The sequence below is a fragment of the Flavobacterium sp. Root901 genome (assembly GCF_001429765.1).
Classification (GTDB): Bacteria; Bacteroidota; Bacteroidia; order Flavobacteriales; family Flavobacteriaceae; genus Flavobacterium.
The window spans coordinates 672,711-699,250 of the sequence record NZ_LMJB01000001.1 but is presented as its reverse complement, the minus strand read 5'-3'; the positions used below and the strand labels follow the sequence as shown (position 1 = coordinate 699,250).

The 26,540-nt window shown below is 34.9% G+C and carries 18 protein-coding genes; 9 read left to right on the top strand and 9 right to left on the bottom strand.

Going from position 1 to position 26,540, the window contains the following annotated elements:
• Nucleotides 1-84 precede the first annotated feature (84 nt).
• Nucleotides 85-2,379, top strand: a complete 2,295-nt coding sequence (bglX, locus tag ASE21_RS02785) for a beta-glucosidase BglX (RefSeq protein WP_057121036.1) — start codon at nucleotides 85-87, stop codon at nucleotides 2,377-2,379.
• Nucleotides 2,380-2,692: 313 nt separating this feature from the next.
• Complete coding sequence (gene mgrA, locus ASE21_RS02780; RefSeq protein ID WP_057121035.1) at nucleotides 2,693-3,649, top strand: L-glyceraldehyde 3-phosphate reductase; 957 nt, start codon at nucleotides 2,693-2,695, stop codon at nucleotides 3,647-3,649.
• A 52-nt stretch (nucleotides 3,650-3,701) separates the two neighbouring features.
• On the opposite strand, the gene ASE21_RS02775 is transcribed toward mgrA, so the two are convergent.
• From ASE21_RS02775 to ASE21_RS02745, 7 genes are all read right to left on the bottom strand, one after another.
• Complete coding sequence (locus ASE21_RS02775; RefSeq protein ID WP_057121034.1) at nucleotides 3,702-5,681, bottom strand: glycoside hydrolase family 97 protein; 1,980 nt, start codon at nucleotides 5,679-5,681, stop codon at nucleotides 3,702-3,704.
• Nucleotides 5,682-5,715: 34 nt separating this feature from the next.
• The gene (locus ASE21_RS02770; RefSeq protein WP_057121033.1) at nucleotides 5,716-6,999 is read right to left on the bottom strand and encodes a glycoside hydrolase 5 family protein; all 1,284 of its coding nucleotides are present in this window, start codon (nucleotides 6,997-6,999) and stop codon (nucleotides 5,716-5,718) included.
• A gap of 79 nt (nucleotides 7,000-7,078) precedes the next feature.
• Nucleotides 7,079-8,311, bottom strand: a complete 1,233-nt coding sequence (locus ASE21_RS02765; protein ID WP_057121032.1) for a glycoside hydrolase family 26 protein — start codon at nucleotides 8,309-8,311, stop codon at nucleotides 7,079-7,081.
• A 4-nt stretch (nucleotides 8,312-8,315) separates the two neighbouring features.
• Complete coding sequence (locus ASE21_RS02760; protein ID WP_057121031.1) at nucleotides 8,316-9,506, bottom strand: AGE family epimerase/isomerase; 1,191 nt, start codon at nucleotides 9,504-9,506, stop codon at nucleotides 8,316-8,318.
• A 5-nt stretch (nucleotides 9,507-9,511) separates the two neighbouring features.
• Nucleotides 9,512-10,702 (bottom strand): glycosidase, encoded by a 1,191-nt coding sequence (locus ASE21_RS02755; RefSeq protein WP_057121030.1) that lies wholly within the window; start codon nucleotides 10,700-10,702, stop codon nucleotides 9,512-9,514.
• A gap of 28 nt (nucleotides 10,703-10,730) precedes the next feature.
• Nucleotides 10,731-12,122, bottom strand: coding sequence for an MFS transporter (locus ASE21_RS02750; RefSeq protein WP_057121029.1), 1,392 nt, complete (start codon nucleotides 12,120-12,122; stop codon nucleotides 10,731-10,733).
• Between the two features lie 114 nt (nucleotides 12,123-12,236).
• A complete protein-coding gene (locus ASE21_RS02745; RefSeq protein WP_057121028.1) occupies nucleotides 12,237-13,364 on the bottom strand; it encodes a glycoside hydrolase family 26 protein in 1,128 nt (375 codons plus the stop codon).
• Between the two features lie 305 nt (nucleotides 13,365-13,669).
• Between ASE21_RS02745 and ASE21_RS02740 the strand changes: the two genes are divergently transcribed.
• From ASE21_RS02740 to ASE21_RS02710, 7 genes are all read left to right on the top strand, one after another.
• Nucleotides 13,670-14,548: a helix-turn-helix domain-containing protein gene (locus tag ASE21_RS02740; RefSeq protein WP_057121027.1), complete on the top strand. Its 879-nt coding sequence runs from the start codon at nucleotides 13,670-13,672 to the stop codon at nucleotides 14,546-14,548.
• A gap of 310 nt (nucleotides 14,549-14,858) precedes the next feature.
• Complete coding sequence (locus ASE21_RS02735) at nucleotides 14,859-18,050, top strand: SusC/RagA family TonB-linked outer membrane protein (RefSeq protein ID WP_057121026.1); 3,192 nt, start codon at nucleotides 14,859-14,861, stop codon at nucleotides 18,048-18,050.
• Between the two features lie 12 nt (nucleotides 18,051-18,062).
• The gene (locus tag ASE21_RS02730; protein WP_057121025.1) at nucleotides 18,063-19,661 is read left to right on the top strand and encodes a RagB/SusD family nutrient uptake outer membrane protein; all 1,599 of its coding nucleotides are present in this window, start codon (nucleotides 18,063-18,065) and stop codon (nucleotides 19,659-19,661) included.
• A gap of 17 nt (nucleotides 19,662-19,678) precedes the next feature.
• Nucleotides 19,679-20,737, top strand: coding sequence for a hypothetical protein (locus ASE21_RS02725; protein WP_057121024.1), 1,059 nt, complete (start codon nucleotides 19,679-19,681; stop codon nucleotides 20,735-20,737).
• Between the two features lie 91 nt (nucleotides 20,738-20,828).
• Nucleotides 20,829-22,061, top strand: a complete 1,233-nt coding sequence (locus ASE21_RS02720) for a glycoside hydrolase family 27 protein (RefSeq protein ID WP_057121023.1) — start codon at nucleotides 20,829-20,831, stop codon at nucleotides 22,059-22,061.
• An 11-nt stretch (nucleotides 22,062-22,072) separates the two neighbouring features.
• Complete coding sequence (locus ASE21_RS02715; RefSeq protein ID WP_057121162.1) at nucleotides 22,073-23,038, top strand: glycoside hydrolase family 5 protein; 966 nt, start codon at nucleotides 22,073-22,075, stop codon at nucleotides 23,036-23,038.
• Between the two features lie 592 nt (nucleotides 23,039-23,630).
• Nucleotides 23,631-24,701: an outer membrane beta-barrel protein gene (locus ASE21_RS02710; RefSeq protein WP_057121022.1), complete on the top strand. Its 1,071-nt coding sequence runs from the start codon at nucleotides 23,631-23,633 to the stop codon at nucleotides 24,699-24,701.
• Nucleotides 24,702-25,018: 317 nt separating this feature from the next.
• Here ASE21_RS02710 and ASE21_RS02705 read toward each other — a convergent pair whose 3' ends face one another.
• Together ASE21_RS02705 and ASE21_RS02700 are read right to left on the bottom strand one after the other, a co-directional pair.
• Nucleotides 25,019-25,924 carry an N-acetylmuramoyl-L-alanine amidase gene (locus tag ASE21_RS02705; protein WP_057121021.1) on the bottom strand — a complete coding sequence of 302 codons (906 nt, stop codon included), beginning with the start codon at nucleotides 25,922-25,924 and terminating at the stop codon, nucleotides 25,019-25,021.
• Nucleotides 25,925-25,954: 30 nt separating this feature from the next.
• A complete protein-coding gene (locus tag ASE21_RS02700) occupies nucleotides 25,955-26,506 on the bottom strand; it encodes a hypothetical protein (RefSeq protein ID WP_057121020.1) in 552 nt (183 codons plus the stop codon).
• Nucleotides 26,507-26,540: the final 34 nt, after the last annotated feature.

Below are 26,540 nucleotides of genomic sequence, written 5' to 3'. Positions count from 1 at the left end.
CAAAGACGCTAAATCGTAAAGTATTGGAAAAAATCTTAGTACCTCAGAATCTTAGCATCTCAGCACCTTTAAAAAAAACTAATCATGAAAAATAAAAAAATAATAATTATCGGGGCTTTGTCCTTGTTTACCGTTGGAAATATGAATGCACAAAAAAAGCCATATCTGGATAAAAATAAAACTATTGAACAGCGTATCGATTTGCTTTTACCCTTGATGACTTTGGAGGAAAAAGTAGGGCAGATGAATCAATATAATGGTTTTTGGGATGTTACGGGACCAGCGCCAAAAGGCGGTACAGCCGAATTGAAATACGAACATTTGCGAAAAGGATTAGTTGGCTCGATGCTTACAGTTCGCGGTGTAAAAGAAGTAAGGGCCGTGCAGAAAATTGCCGTTGAAGAAACCCGTTTGGGAATTCCCTTAATTATTGGTTTTGATGTAATACACGGTTATAAAACGTTAAGCCCGATTCCGCTGGCAGAAGCGGCAAGCTGGGATTTGGAAGCGATTAGAAAATCGGCAGCGATTGCAGCAGATGAAGCTTCGGCATCCGGAATTAACTGGACTTTCGGACCAAACGTAGACGTGGCAAACGACGCGCGCTGGGGACGTGTTATGGAAGGTGCGGGAGAAGATCCGTATTTGGGAAGTAAAGTGGGATATGCCAGAGTAAAAGGTTTTCAGGGAGAAACAACTGCCGATTTAGCAAAAGTAAATACGATTGCAGCTTGTGCGAAACACTTTGCGGCTTACGGTTATGTCGAAGCTGGATTGGAATATAATATCGTAGATATCAGTAATTCTAAATTGTACAATTCGGTTTTGCCTCCGTTTGAAGCGACAGTTCAGGCGGGAGTTCGTACGTTTATGAATTCGTTTAATACCTTAAATGGCGTTCCGGCAACGGGAAATGCTTTTTTGCAAAGAGATATTTTGAAAGGAAAATGGAAGTTTGACGGATTTGTAATTTCGGATTATGCTTCAATTCGTGAAATGATTGCGCACGGTTATGCCAAAGATGAAGCTGATGCAACAGCAAAAGCTGTAATCGCAGGTTCTGATATGGATATGGAATCGTATTTATACGTTGCAAAATTGGTTGATCTGGTAAAATCAGGAAAAGTAAAAGAAACATTGGTTGATGATGCCGTACGCAGAATTCTTCGCGTGAAATTTGAATTAGGATTATTTGATGATCCGTACCGATATTGTGATGAAAAACGCGAGAAAGAAGTCGTTGGGAGCAAAGCCAATAACGATGGCGTTTTGAATATGGCTAAAAAATCAATCGTCCTTTTGAAAAATGAAAAGAATTTATTGCCGTTAAAAAAATCCGGACAGAAAATTGCTTTGATAGGCGCTTTGGCAAATGATAAAAATAGTCCGCTGGGAAGCTGGAGAATTGCCGCAGATGATAATACAGCCGTTTCGGTTTTGGAAGGAATGCAGCAATACAAAGACAATCAATTGGTTTTTGAAAAAGGTGCTGATTTATTAAAACAAAAAGCCACATTTTTAACAGAAACTGTTTTCAATACAACTGATAAAAGCGGATTTGAAGCCGCAAAAACAGCAGCGAAAAATGCCGATGTTGTGGTAATGGTTTTAGGAGAATACGGTTTTCAAAGTGGTGAGGGAAGAAGCAGAACCGATTTAAATTTACCTGGATTACAGCAGGAATTATTAGAAGAAATTTACAAAGTAAATCCAAATATTGTTTTGGTTTTAAATAATGGCCGTCCGTTGAGTATTCCTTGGGCAGCAGAACATGTTCCGGCAATTGTAGAAGCCTGGCATTTAGGAACACAGACCGGAAATGCCGTTGCACAGGTTTTATACGGAGATTATAATCCGAGTGGTAAACTGCCAATGTCGTTTCCGAGAAATGTGGGCCAGGTTCCAATTTATTACAACAAATACAGCACAGGAAGACCAACTGACAGCGATAAAAATGTTTTCTGGTCGCATTATATGGATGTGGAAAAAACGCCTCAATTCCCATTTGGTTTTGGATTGAGTTATACAACTTTTGATTATAAAAATTTGAAACTGAATAAAACTTCTTTTGCAAAAGGTGAAAAAGTTACTGTTTCTGTTGAAGTGAGCAATTCAGGAAATTATGATGGAAAGGAAGTCGTGCAATTGTATATTCACGATGAATTTGCGAGTATCATTCGCCCAATAAAAGAACTGAAAGGTTTTGAATTAGTAAACCTGAAAAAAGGAGAAACCAAAACCGTAACTTTTACTTTGACAGATAAAGAACTTGGGTTTTACAATAATGAAGGAACTTATTTAGTAGAACCGGGGACTTTTAAAATTATGGTTGGCGGAAGTTCTGATAAAGGTTTGCAAAGTGGTTTTGAGATTCTTTAAGTTTCAAAGTGATAAAGTTTTAAAGTTTTTTTGATCTCGCGAAGTCTTTTTAAATAGCCCCTAGCTTTAGCTAGGGGAAAAATTTAAGTTTTAAAGGCTTTAGCCAAACTGTTTTTAGTTTGGCTAAAGCCTTTTTTTATGTTTGTTATTTTTACATCCAGCTAAGCTGGACGCAATTGAATCTTAATGTTAAAATTAAACTTTGCAACTTTGCGTCTTTGGGAGATTAAAAAACACAACTTTTTAAATTAATAGTTTTCGATATTTTTTTACCTTTAAATTCTATTAAAACTCCAACCATTAAACTAAAATAATGAAATATAACAGATGCGGACGAAGCGGTTTATTACTGCCTGAAATTTCCTTGGGATTATGGCATAATTTCGGTTCAGTAGATAATTTTGAAAATGCAGAAAGTATCGCCATTGAAGCTTTTGATAAAGGTATTACACATTTTGATTTAGCCAATAATTATGGTCCTGTTCCGGGTTCTGCAGAAGAGAATTTCGGGAAAATACTATGGCATAATTTTCAGGGAAATCTGCGTGATGAAATCGTGATTTCTACTAAAGCAGGTTACACCATGTGGAAAGGTCCATACGGAGACTGGGGCTCAAGAAAATATTTATTATCAAGTCTGGACCAGAGTTTAAAGAGAATGAATATTGATTATGTAGATATTTTTTATTCACACCGCCCGGATCCGGAAACTCCTATTGAAGAAACTATGATGGCTTTGGACCACGCTGTAAGAAGCGGAAAAGCGTTGTATGTTGGAATCAGTAATTATTCTGCAGAACAGACCAGAGTTGCTGTCGACGTTTTAAAACAATTGGGAACGCCATGTTTGATTCATCAGGCAAAATATTCGATGCTGGAGCGCTGGGTAGAAAATGGTTTATTGGATGTTTTAGAAGAAAAAGGTGTAGGGTGTATTGCCTTTTCGCCTTTGGCACAAGGACTTTTAACGGATAAATATTTAAACGGAATACCGGAGAATTCGAGAGCGCATAATCCGAATGGACATTTGAAAGAAGATGAGGTGACAGAAGAACGTATTCAGAAATTAATTCAACTGAATGAAATTGCTCAAAACAGAAACCAGTCTTTGGCACAAATGGCTTTGGCCTGGCTGCAGAAAGACAAACGAATTACATCGGTTTTAATTGGGGCGAGTTCGGTAAAACAATTATGTAATAATATTGATTGTTTAGAGAATACGAGTTTTACGCACGATGAATTGAATACAATTGAAAAAATTTTAAAATAATATTACAGAAATACAAAACAATAAAAAAAGGAGAACATTTTGTTCTCCTTTTTTATTTGATTATCATCGCTAAACCTCCGCCGTTTGCTAATCTGTATTTTAATTTAGAATTTGAATCAACCGTTATAATTTCCCTTTTATAATCAACCGCCGCTTTATCAGCATTTAGACCATCTGAGAAAATTTCAGCCTGAAATTTTTTACCTTTTTCAAGGAAAGAAAAATCAATTATAATATCTCTGGAATCCCAGTTTGTTATTGCTCCCAAATACCAAACATCCGATTTTTTACGGGCAATCGAAACAAACTTTCCAACTTCACCATCTAAAGAAATACTTTCATCAAAAGTAGTTGGAACTTTAGCAATAAAATCAGTGCTTTCCTGTTCTTTCATGTAGGAGGTTGGGCTGTCGGCCATCATTTGCAAAGGCGCTTCAAAAATCGTATAAAGTGCCAATTGATGACATCTTGTTCCCTGACTCATTGGATTTGAATGACTTGGTTTGAATTCGCTTTTAGCAGCATTTCGCATTGCGCCGGGCGTATAATCCATTGGGCCGGCCATCATTCTGATAAACGGAATGGTACAATCGTACAGCGGCACATCATCATTTGGTGTCCATTTATTATTTTCTAAACCTTTTACACCTTCAAAATTTAAAATATTTGGAAAAGTACGCTGAATTCCGGTTGGTTTGTACATGCCGTGGAAATCCAAAAGCAATTTATGATTAGCAGCTTTTTGGGCAATATCATAAACCGAATTGACCATTTTAGCATCGTCACGATCTAAGAAATCAACTTTAAAACCTTTTATGCCAAGTTTAGCATAATTTTCAAAAACGCCTTCTGTATTTTTGGTTAATGCCATCCATGAAGCCCATAAAATAATTCCAACATTTCGTTCTTTTGCGTAAGCAATTAAAGCTTCTAAATCAACATCAGGGTTGTGTTTCATAATGTCGGTTTCTACGCTCCAGCCTTCATCCAAAACCACATATTCAACGTTGTTTTTAGAAGCAAAATCAATGTAATATTTATAGGTCTGTGTATTGATTCCGGCTTTGAAATCAATATTGTAAATATTCCAGTCATTCCACCAGTCCCAGGCAACTTTTCCGGGTTTTATCCATGAAATATCTTTAATTACTGAAGGTTCTGCTAATTTCTGAACCATATCATTATTGGCTAAAGCCGAATCATTTTCAGAAATCACGATCGCTCTCCAGGGAAAAGTGCGGCTTCCTTTGGTTTTAACCAAATAATCGGCCCTTTCGGTAATTAATTTGTTGAGGTAATTAAAGCCGCCGTTTATTTCCTGCAGCGGATATTTAGAAAAACGAGATTCAAAACCTGTTTTCTTTTCATTATTTGTAACAAACAATCCGGGATAATCGTTCAGGTCAGCCTCCAGAAAAACTGCTTTTTTATGGTTTTTAAAGTCAATTAAAAAAGGTAAAAAAGCAAGAGTGTCTTTTGCAAATTCACTTATTTTCTTGTTTTCATAATGCGATTCAAACGAAGAAATAAAAGGATCTTCAGGGTTTCTTAAATCTCGTACATACGGTATTAAAGTATTGTAATCTTTGTCGAAGTTTAAAACTACTTCTTCTGATTTAACAGTAATATCTTTTTTCTTTTTAGTGCTAAATCGATACGCAGCACCGTCATCAAAAACCCGAAATTCAAGACTAAATTCATTTTTAAAATTGATAGTTAGTCTATTATACTTATTCTGAACCGTTTTCTTTTTATAGAAAGCAGCTTCAAATTCTTTATTTACACTTTCTTTTGCAGAATTTAAAACAACCGGATTTTTTCCTAAAATTATATTTTCGTCTAAAGTCAAAGACATTTCAGACGGCGCAAGAATCAAATCTTTCTCATGCAGAATTGACCACGAAATTTTATCATTTATAATAATTGAGACTTTAATTTTTCCATTCGGAGAAATCAATGTAAAATCATGCTTTTTCTGTGCAGATATAATACCAGAGAATATAAGGCAAAAAAGAATAATGATATTTTTCATGTGAGTATTTATTGAACTGCTTATTGGAGGAAAATTATTTTAGTTCTGAATTGTATTTTTTTACAATTTCCAAAGTCGATTTATCTCCGGAAAAAACAGAATTTAAACCTTGGGGTTCCTGCGGCGGATCTGTAGTTAATGGATCGCCCGGATTCCATTTTCCTTCAGCAGTAACTGCTTTTCCTTCTCCGCCAAATCCCCAGAAATTTGCCGCCTGCAAAGGGCCTTTATTTTTGACACTTTCGGCAACTCTTTTAAAAATATAATTATAAAAAATATCACGGTTAACAACAGAAGATCCGGCAGTTAAATTTTCGTTTTCTCTTGGCAGACCAAATTCTTCAATAATAATTGGGCGTTTTAAATTGTTGGCCACTTTAATATGGTCGTCAATATATTTTCCTGCATTTTCTAAAGTTGAAGTCAGTGTTTTTTCGGCATTTTCTGCTTTAAACCAATTCCAGTTTTTTGGCCAAATATGCATTGTGAGATAATCAATATTGGGATTCTGGTGTGTACGTTCAAAAATTTCCATGCTGTCATTTGAACTGTTTTTACCTTCAGAACCTGTGGAGATTAAGTGGTTTTTGTCAAGACTATCGATCAAATCGACAATGTTATTTAGCCAAACTGTGAATTTTGCCTCGTTTTCCGGCGTAAAAGTTCGGGGCTCGTTCCCAACCTGCCACGCCATAATGGTATTGTCTTCAGTATATTTCTTTTTAGAATATGAATTTGTTCTTCCAATAATAAATTTTACATGATTTTCTAAAGCTTTCATACAAGGTTCACAGCTGTGAAACTGGGCGGTATACGACATAAACTGAGGCCATGTATTTGGTGGAATTGCCGGAACCGGAATTGGTCCTTTTCCATTCCATTCTAAATATTGTGACATTCCGCCGGACCATTCCCAGTTATTGGTCAGATATAAAACTGCATACATTTTGCGTTTACTCATTTCGCTGATCAAAAAATCCAATCCGTCCAGCAAATCTTCATCGTATTTTCCCTGTTCGTATTGTAATGCCGGACGAACTGTAAAATCGTATTTTCCGCCATCGCCGCCAACTAAAATCCGCAAATTATCGATTCCGTTTTTCTGCATTAAATCCAGTTCACGAATCAATCTTTTTCGATCGCCTGCTTTTTTCGAAGCCAGTAAACTTCCGTACCAATAATTAGTTCCAATATAAGCGTACGGTATGCTGCCTTTATAAAATTGATTCCCTTTTACAGTAATTCTTTCCTGCGCCTGACAAGCGATTAAAGAGAAAATTAAAGCAAAGCTGAAGGTTTTTAGAAATATGTTTTTCATATGATATTTTGTTAGAACTTAAGGTAGAGCTGGACTGAAGTCCAGCCCTACAATGTTTGGCAGAGCCTTTGGCTTTTTTTTATTTCGGCATTTCATACATTTTTGGTAATCCGTTTGCTAAAGCTGATTTTGTTTTTGTACTGAAAGTTTTAAAATCTAAAGCATTCGAAACGGAACCATTCGGGACATAATAGCCATCGCTGTTATTATTCCAAAACATTACATAACTCACTTCAATTTGATTTACTGTTAATGCATCATATAAATAGGTTGAAAACCAATTTGCAACTGGCGGCGTTGAACTTGTAACCCGATAGCCTGTTTCTGTTAAGGCTGCAATTTTTACTTTAGTTTTAGCAATGTCAGATATCATTTTCAATTTAGCATTGGCTTTGCCGGAACCTGCTGTGCCTTGATTATTAAAATCTCCGTAATTGTCCATTCCGAGAATATCTACGTATTTATCGCCCGGATACCGGCTTAAATAATTGGTTTCTGTAGTGTAAGAGTTGTCCGGAGAAAACGCATATAAAATATTGTGAACACCTTTTGTGTTTTTTAAATAGTCAACAGTAAACTGATACGCTTTTTTGTATTCATCAGCAGTGCAGAAATTTGCTCCCCACCAGAACCAGCTGCCGTCAAATTCATGAAAAGGCCTGAAAATTATCGGAATTAATTCATTATTTGCGCCTTTTAAGTTTAAAACTACGCTGGCAACCTTGTCCAGTTTTTTCTTGTACCATTCATGATTTGTTCCGCCGGGCAGAATGCTTTTAAAAGCCGTTGCTTTTTCCTGAGCAGACATATCTGAAGCGTAAAAAGATTCGTCTTTAAAAGGTTCTCTGATGTGCCAGCTGAAAGTATTGATTATACCTTTTGCGTAAGCAGCCTTTACATCGCTTGTAATTTTTTGTTCTTGCTGGTAAAACCAGTTATCAGCCTGATTGTTATTGTTTTTATCTGTTATAAACATAAAATCGGAGCCTAAAACCGCAGGATCAAAACCTGTATTTTTTTTAATATCAGCATGTCCTCCGGCATCCTGATAAAAACCGTTAAAAGCATCTTGCTGGCCAATAGCAATTTTAGTTTGAGCCAGTTTTTTTAAATTATAGAATAAAGCTGTGGTTTCTTTTGTGGCGTTGGCATCCACCATATATGATGGCGCATTTTGAGTCGTAAGCGGATCACTTTGTACAGGCGGGTTTATGACAACTTCTCCATCATCTGATTCTTTATCAGAAGAACAGCTTACAATTGCCAGAAGTGATAAACTGTAAAAGGCTGTTTTCAAAAAACTGGTTTTCATTTTTTTAGGTTTTAATGCGGTTAATAAGTTCTAAACAGGCGCGGCTGTTATGATAAGGGCATTTCCAAAATCCCGCTTTGTCTTTTTCAATACGAGAATAATCCCGGTAAACTCCCCAAAACCATTCTCCGTTTTTAAGATCAAGAATATGCTTTTGTATAAATGCCCAGTTTTTAAAAACGATTTCCAGATAGTCTTCATTTCCTGTCAGCTGATAAGCGTTGTAAAAACCAATTAAGGCTTCTGCCTGAACCCACCAGTGTTTTTCGGCAATTAATTCATTTTTTTCAGGGTCAAATTCGTACCATAAGCCGCCATCAGAATCTAAACCTTCTTTTGTTACTTCGGCAATCTGAATAGCGTGTTTTTTATAGCTGGCAATTAAATTTCCATCTTCTAAAACTTCGGCACACTGCAATAAAAGCCAGGCTGCTTCGATGTCGTGACCGTATGAAATCACATCTGGTTTTTCGATCCAGTTTTCATCAAAAAATAAACGAAGGTGTCCGGTTTTAGTATTGATAAAATGTTTTTCGATCGTTTCTAATAACTCGATGCTGTTTTTTCTAAGCGTTTCATCTTTCCAGACTTTAAATAAATTTGCATAGGCTTCAATAATATGCAAATGCGTGTTCATTGTCTTTTTCTCATTTGCATCTTTGTCACTTAAACGTAAATCTTCAATTGGCTGCCAATCTCGTGTAAACGCTTCGAGATAACCTTTGTTTACAGGATCGTAACTGTGTTCCTGAATTTTGAAATACAAATTTTTGGCAGTTTCTAAAGCTTTTTCCTCTTTTGAAAATGCATAATATTCGGTTAAGCCATAAATGGCAAAAGCTAAAGCATAGATTTGATTTTTAGTGTCTTTTGGTGTTTTATCAGCATTAATACTCCAAAATAAACCTCCACATTCAGCGTCATAAAAATATTTTGAAAGATATTCAAAAGCTCTTTGAGCAATTATTTTATGATTTTCATTTTTTGTGATTTGATAACCTGATGAAAATGTCCAAAGAATTCTGGAATTTAATACAGAACCTTTTTCGGCATCGGCAATAACATGCTCGTTACAATCAATCTGACCAATAAAACCTCCATTTTGATCATCGAGTGTATGCTTTGCCCAATAATTTAAAATAGAATCGAGTTCTGTTTTTAATTCAGATTTAAGCTGCTTTAATTGTACTGGCACGATGATTAAATTGCGTTATTTTTTTCAATTTGATTGATAATAGTTTCTACGGAACCTGCCGAAATAAAAGTATCAGCCGGAGTATTGGTAACATAATCAACAAGTTTTTCTACAGATGAAACGGCTACATGCATCCTGGTGTCTGAAGAAGCATAATATACATATATTGTTCCGTCAGTATCTTCAATCCATCCGTTGGAGAATAATACGTTCGATACGTCGCCAACTCTTTCAATTCCTTCCGGACCCATAAAATGTCCTGCCGGAACGTGTGTTACTTTTGAAATATCGTTTAAATCGGTCATGAACATATACAGCGTATATCGTAATCCTGCAGCGGTATTGCGGACACCGTGTGCGAGATGCAGCCAGCCTTTTTCTGTTTTAATAGGAGCAGGGCCCAATCCGTTTTTTAATTCATAAATAGTATGATATTGTTTTCCGAAAATGATTTTCTCATCTTTTACAACAGGATTTGTCATATCATCAACATATCCTAAGCCAATTCCGCCTCCGTTTCCAACGTCAATAAAACCATCTTGCGGACGCGTATATAATGCATATTTTCCATTTACAAATTCCGGATGCAGTACAACATTTCGCTGTTGTCCGGTATTCGAAATTAAATCAGGAAGTCTTTCCCAGTTTATTAAATCTTTTGAACGTACGATTCCAGCATTGGCTACAGCCGAACTTGTATCGCCTTTTGGGGCTTTAGGATCTTTTCGTTCGGTACAAAAAATGCCGTAAACCCACCCGTCTTCATGATTTACTAAGCGCATATCATACACATTGGTATCCGGTTCTTCTGTTTGCGGAATCACGCAGGGTTTTTCCCAAAATTTAAAATTATCTAACCCATTTGGACTTTCGGCAATAGCAAAAAATGACTTTCTGTCAATTCCTTCTACACGAACTGCAAGAAGATATTTTCCGTTCCATTTCATTGCACCTGCGTTAAAAGCCGCATTTACACCAATTCGTTCCAGTAAAAACGGATTTGTTTTTTCGTTTAAATCAAAACGCCAGTTCAACGGAACGTGAGATGCGGTAACAACAGGATTTTTATAACGTTTATAAATCCCGTTTCCGGCATTTTCTTCCGGTGTGTTTTTTTGTTCGATTAACGCTTTATGTTCTTTTTCTAATGCTGCTTTTCGATCCTGAAAAGTAGTCGAAGAGGTTATTGTTGTCATATTTTTGATTTCGGTATCTGATTTGTATTTAATTGTTTTGGTCTCTTTTTTCGTTTAAATCTTGTTCTATCGTCTGCAGTTTTTCTTCGGACAAAGGATAGAATAATATAAAAGCGACTGATATTGCTGCTGCGATTGCAGGAAGTATACTTAGCATTAATTGAATCCCGTTTTGGGTTACGGCAGTCTGCTCGACATTGGCCTGAAAACCGTAAAATGCCAAAAGCCATCCGGTTCCGGCGCCGCCAATGGTCCAGCCGAATTTTTGTGACATGGAAGATGCAGAGAAAACTAATCCGGTTGCTCTTCGGCCTTGTTTCCATTCCGAATAATCGGCGCTGTCTGCATACATTGACCAGATTAAAGGAAAAATGCAGCCTGCACAAATGCTGATTAAAACCTGAAAGCCCATAATTAGGAAAACATCTTCTTTTCCGAAGAAATAGAAAATTAAACTCAGAATTGAAGCGATCGCCATTGCACCAAAAAAGGTTTTCTTTTTGCCAATTTTGTTGGCAATTGGAGTTGCAATAATCACTCCGATAATATTTGCTGCCTGCCCCAAAACCAAATAAATGGATGTTGGTGTCATATGAAAATCGGTTCCAAAAAGAGAAAAATCAAAGTTTACAGTACTGCTTACATAATATTTGAAATAATAAACCGCTGCACCGTCTCTGATAGAATTGAAAACCAAAGTTCCGATTCCGGCTCCTAATAAAATCCACCACGGTTTATTTTTTAGAAGATCTTTTAAGTCTTCTTTTAAGTTTGATTGTTCATTTTCAATAGGTTTTACCCTTTCTTTGGTAAAGAAAAAGCAAGCCCAGAAAAACACGGTTGTTATAATTCCGAAAATAATTATTGCAGCCAGCCAGCCAGTTTTAGAATTTAGGTTTCCTCCAAAATAATTGACAAGCGGTTCAATCAGCCAAAGGGCCAAAAGACTTCCGCCAAATGCAAAAACCATTCTGTAGGATGATAAAGTATTCCTGTCTTTTCTGTCGGACGACATTACACCTAAAAGTGAAGCGTACGGAACATTGATTAACGAATAAATCATCATCATTAAGGAATAAGTTACGTAAGCATAAATTATTTTTCCCTTTTCGTCAAAATCCGGTGTGTAAAAAGTTAAAACCCCAATTACAGCAAAAGGAATGGCAACCCATAATAAATAAGGCCTGAATTTTCCCCATTTAGTTTTTGTCCTGTCTGCGATGATTCCAACAATTGGATCAAAGCAGGAATCCCAGATTCTGGTAATCAGGAACATGGTTCCTACAACAGCAGGTGCCAATCCGAAAACATCGGTATAGAAAAACAAAAGATACATACTAAAGATTTTCCAGAACATAGATGAAGCTGCGTCGCCAAGTCCGTAACCGATTTTTTCTTTTAAACTAATTTTGTCGTGCATTGGTTATTTTTTAAAGGTTGTAAAGTTTGTTTTTGGGGTAAATTATTTTAATGCGTTATGCGTGTTTCTATGTGCTGATTTTTTTTGCACGCTGATCACGCAGATTAAGCGGATTTATTTTTTTATATCTTTTTCGAACAGTGTGTTTTTCATATTATAATATTCGATAAAATCTTTTTCGCTCGTTTGGCCTTTAAACGGCGCATAATAATGCATTTTTTGTTCTTTTTCCTGCCAGCCGTGATTTCTCCACAATAAAACATAGGATATTTTATAATCGCCAATTGCTTTAGAGAAAGTTCCGGTCCACCATTTTGGGTCAGGAACGGCTTCGTAACCTGCTTCGGCAACGGCAATTAATTTATGTTTTTCAAGACCTGTTTCGTTTAGGATTTTTAACTGATTTTGAACTTCTTCAATAAATTTTGTACCTTCTTTGTCATTGTTATTTTGATACGAATCAAAGCTTAAAATGTCGGCATAATTATCTCCGGGATAATTGATTAAAAAGTCTTCTTTTGAATTGAAACTGCCTGTGTTGTAAATGTAAATTAAATTATGAACGCCTTTTTTCTGAAGGTATTCAAAAGTAAATTTCCATGCTGTTTTGAATTCTTCCGGCGTGCAGTTTCCTTTGCCCCACCAAAACCATCCGCCGGAAAGTTCATGATAAGGCCTGAATAAAATAGGAATGTTTTTACCTTTTTTATCTTTTAAGGATAGAAAGAAAGCAGCAGCTTTGTCCAGCCATGAAGTAAATTTTTGATGATTTTCTCCACCGGGCAAAATTGTTTTTAGCGAATTTGGTTTGTTATCCCAGGCACTTCCTCCCGTTGCAGGATTGTCAAAATGCCAGCTGATGGTTGAGATTCCGCCTCTTTCATTGGCATCAGTAATATATTGTTTCATTTTTTCGAACGGAACGCCGTCTATATTATTGACATTATCTTTTTCAAGACCTGCAATATCCCAGCCGTAAACTGCAGGATAATCTCCCACAACATCTTTAACGTCACTTCTTCCATTTTCATATTTCCAGTTTACGCCATAAGCCATGTCGTCCTGATGTCCAAAAAGATATCCTTTCTCCGTAAGATGATTTAGTTTTTTGTACAGCAAAACGGTTTCAGATGTTGCTTTTTTATCTGAAAGTGACAAATTCGTATTACTATTATTATGTTGTGCAGAACAGGAAGATCCTAATAATGCTGCAGATAAAAGTTTAAAAAAGTATTTTTTCATTTTTAAAAATATTGTTTTTCAGTACATTCTTAACTTTTTAATTTAAATCGTCAATTTGCCGCTGAAGCTCGTTTTGTCTAATTGGAATTCGGTATTGTTTTCCTGATAAAATTATTAAAACTATAAAAAGATTGAGTATTAAAAATGATTAATGTTTATTATTAATACTGATTTTGTAAAGTTGATAATTCTATTTTTCAAAGATAAATTTATGTTTATAGCGTAATTAATATTATTTTATCAATTATATATCATATTATTGCAGGAAAAAATCAATTGATATCAGCTAAAAACAGTTTTAAGATATGAGTACCACGAAAAATTTTTATAGAGAAATCGCTCCCTTGTCAGCCGGAGATAGTTTTTTAGTCTTTGACAGAGTTAAAGATAGTTTTGATTTTCCGGTTCATTATCATCCTGAATTTGAGATTAATTTTATTTTAAATGGAAAAGGAGTAAGGCGCGTTGTGGGTGATAATATTGAAGAAATTGATAATGTTGAATTGGTTTTGATTGGACCAAATTTATATCACGGATGGGAACTTAATAAATGCACGAATAAAAAAATACACGAAATTACCATCCAGTTTCATAATGATTTATTTCATGAATCTTTGCTTGCAAGACGTATCATGAATCCGATTCGGGATATGTTTAACCGCTCGATTCACGGGATTTTATTTTCAAAAAAAGTGGCCGAAGAATTAACGCCAAGATTGGTAAGGCTTTCTAAACTAGACGGTATGGATTATTTTTTGGAAATTACATCCTTATTATATGATCTTGCCAATTCGAGAAATCAGCGATTACTTTCTACCTATACAGTTGACTACGATAAATTTGACGACTATGATAAAATGAAATTAGTATATGAATATGTACAAAAACATTTTGCAGATAAAATTACTTTAGAAGATGTCGCCAATGTGGCCAATATGTCTATAATTTCTTTTAATCGTTTTATAAAAAAACGCACCGGAAAAACTTTTGTCAATTATATTAATGATATCCGAATTGGATATGCCGCAAGATGGCTTGTTGAAAAAGACATGAGTGTTTCTGAAGTAGCTTTTAAATCCGGCTTTAATAATATTGCGAACTTCAATCGTAGCTTTAAAGCTATTAAAAACTGTACTCCTAGTCAATATCGTGAGGATTTTTCTGGATTAAAACGTATTTTGTAGTGATACTTTTTTTGCACGAATAAATATTATTTTTAACGAAAACGTTTGATTTTTGCAATTTCGTTAACTTTTCTTTATAGTTTATGGTGGTTAAGGGTTCTGTCATTGCGAATAATATAATTTTTCTTTGCTTTTATTTTGATATGTGTTTTTTTAAGGAGATAAAGTAAAAATATTATCATTAAATGATGGAATACTATCGATTTGATAATCTCTTCTGTTATAGATTTGTTAAATAATTTCGAAGTAAAAGTTACCCTTTATTGCTGAATTATAAAGAAGACAAATTTAAACTAACCAAACACTTATTATGAAAAAACTACTGACCAATTTTATTCATTGGAATGCTAACCACAGAGCAATTCCTTTGATATTATTTTTGTTACTGAGTAATTTTGCCGCTGCTCAGGTAAAAGTTTCGGGAACGGTATCTGATGAAAAAGGATTATCTATTCCCGGTGCGAATATCTCCATCGCAGGTTCTAAAACAACTACTTCAACCGATTTTGATGGAAAATATTCTATTGATGTTCCTTCAAATGGGACTTTAGTATATTCATTTATTGGATTTAATACGCAAAAGATTGCTGTTGATGGAAGAAAAACGATAAATGTAATTTTAAAATCGAGTGCTGAAGACTTAAAAGACGTAGTTGTAATTGGTTATGGTACTCAAAAGAGAAAAGATGTAAACAGTGCTATTTCAAGTATTAGCTCAAAAGATATTGAAAACCTTAAAGTTGCTTCATTTGACCAAATGATGCAGGGTAAAGCAGCTGGGGTTGTTGTAAACAGTAACTCGGGTGAACCGGGAAGTAACGTTTCGGTAAAAATTAGAGGGGTTTCTTCTTTAACAGGAACAAACGAACCTTTATATGTAATTGATGGTGTGCCGATTTCAGGTGATGCCAGAAATTCATCAACTTCAGGAAGAAATGCTCAGGGAAATTCTAACTTTTCTAATAACGGAAACATCACTCAGAGTCCTTTAGCGCTTATTAATCCAAGTGACATTGAATCGATCGATATTTTAAAAGATGCTTCTGCAACCGCGATTTATGGTTCTCGTGGTGCAAACGGAGTTGTAATTGTAACTACAAAATCTGGTAAGAAAGGAACTGGAAAGTTATCTTTTGAAAACTCTTATTCAGTAAGTAATCTTCCTAAAAGACTCCATTCTATGAATTTACAGGAATATGCAGTTCACCAAAATGCTTTGGCAGATGTTTATGATCCTACAGCGCGCCGTCCAGAATTTGCGCATCCTGAACTTTTAGGAAAAGGAACAGACTGGCAGGATGCTATTTACCAAACAGGATTTATGTCTTCTAACCAATTGTCTTTTTCAGGAGGTAAAGAAGGAATTAATTACTATATCTCCGGAGGAGTTTTGAAACAGGATGGTATTGTAATCGAATCTGGATTCAAAAGATATAATTTCAGAACTAATATTGATGCTAAAGTAAACAGCTTCATTAGAGTAGGAGTAAACATCAGCGGTGCAGTTACCGATGAGAAATTAACTTTAAACGGACAGTTTAACGGAGTTGTTGCTACTTCATTATTAGCAACACCAGATGTGGCGGTTAGAGAATTATCTGGTGCATTTGCCGGACCTCCAAGTGGTGGAAACACTTCATTTGTTAACCCTGTGGCAGTTTCTTTATTAGGTTCAAATAAATTAGTTAGAAAAAACTATTCCGGAAACTTTTATACTCAGGTAGATTTATTCAAAGGTTTGGATTACCGATTTGAAGCTGGTGGATACATTTACGATAATTTGGGACAGCGTTTTGATCCAATGTATTCTTTAGGAAATGCTGTAAAAAGCTATGCTAACTTATATTATAATCCATCAACCGGAAATTCCTGGAACTTAAAAAACATGCTTACTTATAAAAATACTATTGGTAAACACAATTTTACAGTTCTGGCAGTACAAGAGTCAAACAGAGCACACTGGGAAGGTTATTCTATAACAGGTTATGGTTATAAGGATAATAATGATAAATCACTTTCGGCTTCAGATTTGTCTAAAGCGGTTACAAACGGTGTTTATTCAGGAACGCAGACTTTATCTTCTTATTTAGGAAGGGTAGTGTATGATTATGGTGACAGATATAGTTTAACAGGTGCAGTCAGAACAGATGGATCTTCAAAATTCTTTGTTGGAAATAAATGGGGTGTTTTTAGTTCTGTGAGCGGTTCATGGAAAATTTCAAATGAATCTTTCATGGAAAGTACTAAGAAATATGTAGACAACATTAAACTTAGAGCAGGATGGGGACAAACCGGTAACAACCAAATTGGTAATAATTTATACGATTCTAATCTTCACCTGGTTAACAGCACAATGGGAACTTCTTATCTTCCATCCAATACACCAAATAAAGATTTAAAGTGGGAAACTCAGGAGCAGACCAACTTAGGATTAGATTTTACAATGTTTGATTCTAAACTTACAGCTACTGTAGATGTGTACAAAAAAGTATCTAAAAACTTCTTATACCAGGTGCCGCTTCCTAATTATCTTTCAGGCGGAGGAGATTATGAAGGTGGTGTAAATCCTCCATACTTTAATCTTGGAAGTATGCAGAATAAAGGTATTGAGATTACATTGGGTTATACGGAGAAATTCTCAGACAATTTTTCATGGAACTCTAATTTAAACTTTACAAAATATGTAAATAAAGTTACGGATATGGCTGGTTTAAATATTGTGAAAACAATGAACACACTGGCTTATAATACAGTAACAGTTTCAAGAACTCAGGAAGGACTTCCAATTGGTTCGTTTATAGGTTACGAAGCTGTAGGGATTTACAGAACAGATCAGGATTTACTGACTTACGGACATAGTGCCGGAGGAACTCAGGTGCCTTTAAAAGACGGAACAAACTCTTTAAAACCAGATTTCCAAAAAGGAGATGTAATTTATAAAGATCAGAACAATGATGGTGTTATCGATTTAAATGACTTGGTTCCTATTGGAAATCCAAATCCAAAATTCACTTACGGATTCACCAACAATTTCAAATATAAAAATGTCGATTTGTCTATTTTCCTTCAGGGAACATCAGGAAATAAGTTAATGAACTTAACGCGTTTATCTGGTACAATGAACAGTTATATGGGAACAAACTATTTAACTGAAGCGGCAGATTTTTATTCTGCAGCGAACACAGATGCTTCTTTGCCAAGACCTTCAACTTATGACAATATTAATAATGCAATTTCAACACGTCATATCGAAGATGGATCTTACTTAAGAATTCAAAACGTAACATTAGGATATTCTCTTCCTTTAGATATGATTTCCAAAATAAAATTATCAAGATTAAGACTGTATGCCTCTGGACAAAATTTATTCACTTTTACAAAATATAAAGGATACGATCCTGAAGTAGGTTCATATAACCAAGATGCTTTGCTTTCTGGCGTAGACAATGGCCGCTACCCGGTTCCGAGACAAATAACTTTTGGTTTTAACGTTGAATTTTAATACGACATAATTATGAAAAATATAGTAAAAAGAAGCAGCGTTTTTGCTTTGACAATTTTAATGCTGATGTCATCATCTTGTTCGCAGGACTTTATTGATGTGCCGGCAGAAGGAACTCCTACAATTGGTAATTATTACGATTCAGACGAAAAGCTTGATAATGCTTCTAACGGATTGTACGGAATTGTATGGTTTAATATGAACAAATCTGCATTTTACGGAATTACAGATGTTATTTCCGGAAATATGTATGCAAGTCAATATAATGATTTTGGAAAATTTACTGATTTGAGTTTTACAAATTCGCAGTCCTTTATTTCAGATGCATGGAGATCTTGTTTTGGAGCAATTGCTAATTCAAATGCTTATATAAACAATTTACCTCAGAGTGTTGGGCCGGCTGTTAGTAAAGAAGCTTTAAATAATGCATTAGGAGAAGCGCATTTTATCAGAGCATTTTCTTATTTCTTCCTGGTAAGACTTTGGGGAAATGTACCAATTATTGAGAACAATGCAGATTATTCTAAAAATTATGTTATTCCAAGTAATCCAACTGCAGACGTTTATACTTTTATAGAAAATGACTTAAAGTTTGCAATAGCTAATTTAAGATCAAAAAGCAGAGGTTCAAACTACGCTGCCAATGCACACGTGTCAAGCGGTTCTGCAAAAGCATTTTTAGCAAAAGTTTATTTATATCAAAAGAAATACGAATTGGCAAGAGCAATGGCTCAGGAAGTGATCAATAGCGGAGAGTTTAAATTACTAGGAGGAGAGGAGCTTCCGTCTAAATCTTTTGCTGACTTATGGCTTCAAAAAAATAATAATAACGAAGAGTCTATTTTTTCATGGCAGTGGACTGGAGCCGGAACTTATTTTGAAGGAAACTTTTCAAATACATTATTTGCACCAGAAAACAGATTGGTAGAAACTACTTATTCAGGACAAATTGCGCCTTCTCAGGATTTAATTCATAATGTTTTTGAAAATGGAGATAAAAGAAGAGTTGAAACATTCATGCTTCCGGGAGATTATTATCCAAATATGACTTATGCCCAAACACTGGCCGTAGATTCTCCAAAACTTTTGGGGTACACATTTGAATTAGTGAATGAAGCCCAGAATTCTGGTGCAGGATTAAAGAAATATGTAATCGGGAAAGAAAATTTACCAATAACCGGGCCTTTTAATGCACCATTTAATGGAGAAAGCAGTATGAACAGTTATATGATGCGCTATGCCGAATTATTATTAATTCATGCTGAAGCAATCTTAGGTTCACAAACAGGAAGCACAACAGATGCAAATGCCTTAAAATCCTATAATGCAGTTCGTAAAAGAGCAGGTTTAGCACCAAAAGCGTCGATTACTTTTGATGATATTTTTAGAGAAAGACGTGCTGAGTTAGCTTGCGAAGGAGATTATTATTTTGATTTAGGCCGTCTTCCGTTTGCTCAGGCAAAAGCAATTTTAGAAGCACAAAACAGAGGAGATAAGCAGAACGAAAAACATATTACAATTTCTGCATCAAATCTTTTACTGCCATATCCTGCAGATGATTTAATTAAAAATCCAAAATTAACAGAAGTAGCTCCGTATACTTTTAAATAATTTTAAAAATATAAAATATGAAAAATATAAAAATTGTTTCGTTAGCAGCATGTATGGCATGGATGTTATCTTTAATGCTTTTTACTTCATGCTCAAGTGATGATAGTAGTGCCGAAGCGTACAGCGGTCCTCCGGTTATAGAATCAGTTTCTCCATCGGGATATAATGAAGATGGAAGCATGAAACCCTTAACTCCGGTTACCGTTGGAGATCCAAAAAACTATTATGTAATTCATGGTAAAGGACTCCTTTCAACTACAAAAATCTATTTTAATGATTTTGATACCTATTTCAGGCCGACTTTTGTAACCGATACCGATATCATTGTATTGATTGATGAAAATACACCTTATGCCAATGCATCAAATAAATTAAAAGTTGTAACAAAAAGCGGAACAGCTGTTTATGATTTTACTGTTGCGCCGCCGGCTCCAACATTTTCTGGTTTCAACTTTATAAATTGTGCCGAAGGAGATCTGGTAACTATTAAAGGGAAATATTTCTTAAATCCTGTTGTAACTCTTGCTAAAACAGCTACACTTCCTGAAGTTCCGGTTACAGTAGTTTCTTCAACATTAGAACAAATAGTCATCAAAGTTCCTGCTAATGCAGATAAAAGATATCTTGCCGTAACAAACATCTCCGGAACAGCAGTTTCTAAAGAAGCAATTGGAACAGCATTGTACGATGATAAATTATACGGCATGCAATGGGGAGGACCTTGGGCTGGTAAAGGTGTTAATTTTGATTTTGACGGAGATTCTTATCAGGGTGAAAAATCATGGAGATGGGAATTTGGTCAATGGGACGGTGGAAACTGGGGCTTCAATGTTGATATGACTCCTTATAAAGCAATCAGAATCGCTGTTAAAGGAGCTAAAAACGGGCAGGTTAATTTTAGCGTAAACGGAGGTCCAAATTTTGTAATTCCGGTTACAGCTGCCTGGGTTTACATGGAAATTCCATTAAATAAATTAGGAGATCCAACGAGTGTGACAATGCTTACATTCCAGGAATCAAATAATGACGGAGGTAATACTGTATTATTTGACGATATCGGATTTGTATTGAAATAATTTAAATTGCTTGTTTTGAGTTAGTTTGAGATATTCCCTGATTGAAAGATTAGGGAATATCTTTTTATAATATGTTTTTAAATTTTATAAAATGAAGAAAATAATTTTAGGATTGGCTTTATGTGTGTCTGTTTTCGGTTTTAGTCAGGGTAATACACATACGCAGACAGGGGGAAAATTTGAAGGCTTAGCTATGACGCCGCCAATGGGATGGAATTCGTGGAATACTTTCGGAACCAATATTGATGAAAAACTAGTAAAAGAAACAGCCGACATAATGGTTTCATCCGGATTGGCAGCAGCAGGATACAACTATATAGTATTAGACGACGGCTGGATGACAAAAGAACGTGATGCAAATGGAGACCTGATTCCTGATCCTGTTAAATTTCCTAACGGAATGAAAGGGGTAATTGATTATGTGCACAATAAAGGTTTAAAATTTGGTTTATACAATTGTGCAGGAACGCAAACCTGTGCAGGATATCCGGGAACCCGTGGTTATGAATATCAGGATGCCCGTTTTTATGCTAAACTAGGAATTGATTTTTTAAAATACGATTGGTGTAATACAAAAGGAATTACAGCGCCTGAAGCGTATACTACGATGAGCAATGCGTTAAAAACGGCTGGAAGACCAATTGTTTTCAGTCTTTGCGAATGGGGAGATAATCAGCCGTGGGAATGGGGGAAACCTGTTGGAAATCTTTGGAGAATTTCAGGTGATATTTATCCTTGTTTTGACTGCGAATTCAAACATCCGGAAAATTGGTCTTCCTGGGGATTTATGAAAATTGCTGAAATGCGAAAAGACATTCGCAAATATTCAGGTCCGGATCATTGGAATGATTTTGATATGATGGAAGTTGGAAACGAAATGAACAATACCGAAGATAAATCGCATTTTGCAATGTGGTGTATGCTTTCATCGCCATTATTTACAGGAAACGATTACAGAAAAATGTCAAAAGAAACATTGGCAATTTTAACCAATAAAGAATTAATTGCAATTAATCAGGATAAATTAGGGATTCAGGGTTTTAAGCATGCTGCAGAAGACGGCTTAGAAGTCTGGGTTAAACCTTTGTCAGATGGAAATTGGGTGGTTACTTTTTTAAACAGAAGTGAAGCTGCGAAAAAAATTAATTTCGACTGGAAGAAAAATCCAATAAAAGATGTAGATTTCGGCTATGAAGCTGATTTCCAAAAAACAACATTCAAACTTAAAAATCTTTGGACCAATAAAGATTCCGGCAATACAAAAAAGAATTTTACAGCAGAATTAGCTTCACATGATTGCATAACATTGAAATTGTCTCTTTAAAATTATATAGTATGATCAGATTTAAAAAGTTAATTACAATTGTATTTTTATTATTATGCGGATTTTTAAATGCCCAGTTTGTCAAAAAGCACGGGCAGCTGAGTCTTAAAGGAACACAGCTTGTAGATAAAAACAATGAACCTGTAGTATTGCGCGGTTTAAGTTTTGGGTGGCATAGTATGTGGCCGCGATTTTATAATGAAAAGGCCGTAAGCTGGCTCAAAAAAGATTTTAACTGCAACGTTGTGCGTGCTGCAATGGGAATTGAACTTGGAGATTACTCTTATAACAACGATCCGCAATTTTCAAAAGAAAAAATTGAAGCCGTTATAAACGGAGCTATTAAAGCTGATATATATGTAATTATCGATTGGCACAGTCATAATGTGAATCTAAAAGAAGCAAAAGAATTTTTTACAGAAATGTCTCAAAAATACGCCAGATATCCTAATATAATATATGAGATATTAAATGAACCTGATTATGAAAGCTGGTGGGAAGTAAAAACCTATGCAGAAGAGGTTATAAGTGCCATTAGAGAAAACGATCCTAATAATATTATATTGGTAGGGTCACCGCATTGGGATCAGGATGTCGATCTTCCGGCAGAAGATCCAATTTTAGGATTCAATAATATAATGTATACTATGCACTTTTATGCAGCAACACATGGCAAAGAATTAAGGGACCGTACAGATCAGGCATTAAAAAGAGGTTTGCCAATATTTGTGTCTGAATCGGCCGGAATGGAAGCTTCTGGAGACGGACCGTTAAATATAAAAGCATGGCAGGAATACATTGACTGGATGGAATCAAAAAAACTAAGCTGGGTTACATGGTCAGTATCTGATAAAGATGAAACTTGCTCTATTTTGAAAAAATCTGCAAAATCAGATGGAAAATGGAAGGATGAAGATTTAAAAGAATCAGGAATAAAAGTTCGGGAGTTTTTAAGAAAGTACAATAATCAGGAATAAAATACACGGTTAGAAATAAGTAAGCCTGCTCAAATCTGAGCAGGCTTTTTTTTGTTTTTATTATTCCATTTGGAGTTGTCATTCCATAACACAATGGGTTAAATTGAATAAGTTTTTTTTGTAGGAATTTTTATTATGTGCTTGTCAGGCTTATATTGATTTATGAGACCGAAATTTTTTTTGTTCAAATATTTTAAATTTAAATATACCCCTTAAAAAATTAGGGCTGTATCTTTATTAAATGTGTTTTATGACTATTTTTGGTGTTTTTAATGATGTTTATTGCGCGCTTGCCCTTGTTTTTTGAGTTAAATTCGTGAAAATTAGTTATTGAATTTTCAAAAACAAAACGCTATAAATGTCAAATAACGATTATTGCCAGTTTTATTTTTGTAATCCATAATTCTTCGCTTAAAACGTCAAAAAATTACTTTCTGATTATTCTACTCATACAAAAGTTAATAAATTCGCTAATGAAAATGAGGAGGTTTTAGGGGGAGATTCAGGGTTTTAAAAATGACTTATACTATTAAATAGATATATAAACGATTAACTAACCAAAATCAATTAATAACTAAAAACCAATTAACACATGAAAAAAGTATTTTACATTTTAGCTGCCACGTTAACCAGTTCTTTTGCTTTTGCACAAGAGGATGAAAAACCAGCTTCACCAGCAACTACTTGGGGAGGGTCGGCGGATGCTTACTATAAATATGATTTTTCTAAACAAATGAACGGATTAACGAGCTTTACCAACTCACAGGATTCGTTTGAATTAGGAATGGCTTCGATCGAGGCAGGTCATACATTTGGGAAAGCTTCTGTATTTGTAGACTTAGGCTTTGGAAAAAGAGCAGGAGAATTTTCATATAATGAAACAACAGATAAAGATATAAATGCTAAATTTTTAATTAAACAATTATTTTTCACTTACCAGATTACTGACGAATTTAAAGTTGTTGCCGGTAGTTTTGGTACACATATTGGCTATGAAGTATTAGATGCCGTAGATAATAAAAACTACAGTATGTCTTATGCTTTCTCTTACGGGCCATTTTTTAATACCGGAGTTAAAGCTCAGTATACTTCAGGGAAATTCACAGCTATGTTTGGTGTAACAAATCCAACAGATTTTAAATCGGCTATGGATGCGGGTTCGACACAAAAAACATATATCGGACAAGTGGGGTATATTGGAGATACAGGAAGTGCCTATTTGAATTTTACTTCAGGAAGCAGCAATCCTGCATCTGATGAAAATAAAACTCAATTTGATTTGACTGCATCTAAAACAATTAGTGACAGCTTTGGTCTTGGATTAAATGCTACTTACGCTAAAACTAAAAATGATTTTGATTCAACTTTAGATGGTGAGTGGTTTTCATTAGTTGGATATGCTAACTATTCATTCAGTCCTTCTTTGCTTTTAGCTTACAGAATTGAATATTTTGATGCTAAAGATGCTGCTCCAAGTTTAGGTACATTAACAGGATCTAGTGTATTTGCTAATACAGTTTCATTAAACTATAAAGTTGGAAAACTTACAATAATTCCAGAGTTAAGATACGATGCTGCATCTGAGGATATCTTTTTAGACAGCGATGCTGCTCCAACAGGAGGTTCATTCTTCGCTTTACTTGCTACAACATACTCTTTCTAGAGATAAAGATTGATATTTTTTTTTTTTTTGGAGCTGTCGAAACATACTAATGTTTTGGCAGCTTTTTTATTTAGTATGATTTGTGAGTTATGGATTATGGATTATCAATTGTGAGTGATGAAATATGATGTATGGTTTATGAGTTTTTGGGAGTTAAGTAAATTGTTTAATATAAAATTTAGAAGCATAAGTGATGTGTGTTAGACAGCATTTGCAACAACTCATAACTCTTAATTCATAACTTATAACCTTACAAAAAACAAAAAAACCGCATTTCTAAATATATTAGAAATGCGGTTTTTTGTTTTTGTGAAATACTATTGAAGTTGTTTTTTGTATATAGAATAAATAGTATCAATTGTTTTTCTGTCCAAGGTAGCAGTGGCATCAGTTTGAATATAATGTAATTTAAAGGCCTGAATTGCTGCTGAAAGATTTTTTGTGTTGTAACCAATAATCCGAAGTGCAGGTTCAATTTTAAAATCAAACGGCGCTTCTTCTAAAACTTCATCAGGCCAGATTCCGAAACCTTTTTCAGCTAAAGTTTTCCACGGAAACAAAGCACTTGGATCCTGTTTTCTTCCCGGAGCAATATCGGCATGGCCTAAAATGTTCTGAGTCGGAATATTGTAATCCTTTTTTAGTTTAGTCAATAAAGCTACTAAACTGCTTATTTGAGCTTCTGTAAAAGGTTTAAAACCATTATTGTCAAGTTCAATTCCTATAGATGACGAGTTCAAATCGGTATTTTTTCCCCAAGTTGATGCTCCGGCGTGCCATGCTCTTAAATAATCATTAAGCATTTGAACAACTTTCCCATTTTCAGAAATTATATAATGTGAACTTACCTGAGTTTTTGTTTTAGTAAAAGTGTTTATTGTCTGCTGCAGAGAATCCTGAGCAGTATGATGAATAATAATAAAACTAGGTTTTCTTAAATTGAAATTTACGGTACCAATCCATTCTGTACTAATACCATTTAATAAAGCTGTTGAACCCGTTTTTGATAAAGTATCTTTTATGATTCCCAGCTGCGAAGCATAAGTAGTATCAATAATCAAAGGACTTATAGGCGGAATTGTCTGTGCTTCCTTACTTGTAATTTGATTTTCTAAAGTTTTCAACTGTTGGTCATAAGCTTTTTCAGTATGCTTATAAGGATTTGTTGAGCAAGAAGTAATAATAATTGCTAAAATCAAATAACAAAAATGTTTTTTTACCATGGTTAATTACATTTGTGAGAATTAGAACAATTATTCCTGAATTTTTTCAGTTGTTTTTTCTTCTTCTTTAGTATCTTTTGAATCTTTATCTTTTTTCTTTTTTGACTTTGTTTTTTTAATCTCTTTAAAATCAGCCATGAAGTTATTATACTTTTCTATCTGATCAGGATTTAAAAAAGCAGTGATTTTTTTTGTCATGCTTTCTTTTAAAGCTTTTAACTGCTCCATTTTTTCGTCCTGACTGCTGCTTTCATTTTTTATAAGGATTCCTTGTTCTCTTAAACCATCAGCAAAAACATTTGTTATAGCAATTGCCTGAAGTTCATCAAGATTAACTGCCGGTTTCATTTGCTCAACTATTTTTGCAGCCGTTTCTTCAACCGGAATTTCTTTAGGTTTACTGGTATTTTGCTGCGGGCCGCTCATCATACTTCTGTCCATACCCATTCCGCCGCCTCTTCCGTAACCTCCGCCATACCCGTTGCCGTAACCATTACCATATCCATTTCCGTACTGAGCCGAAGCAAAGTTGAAACAGAATAACGTAAAAACTAAAATTATTAAGTTTTGAGTAGCTTTCATAAGTTGTTTTGTGTAAGTTAACGATTGTTCCCGG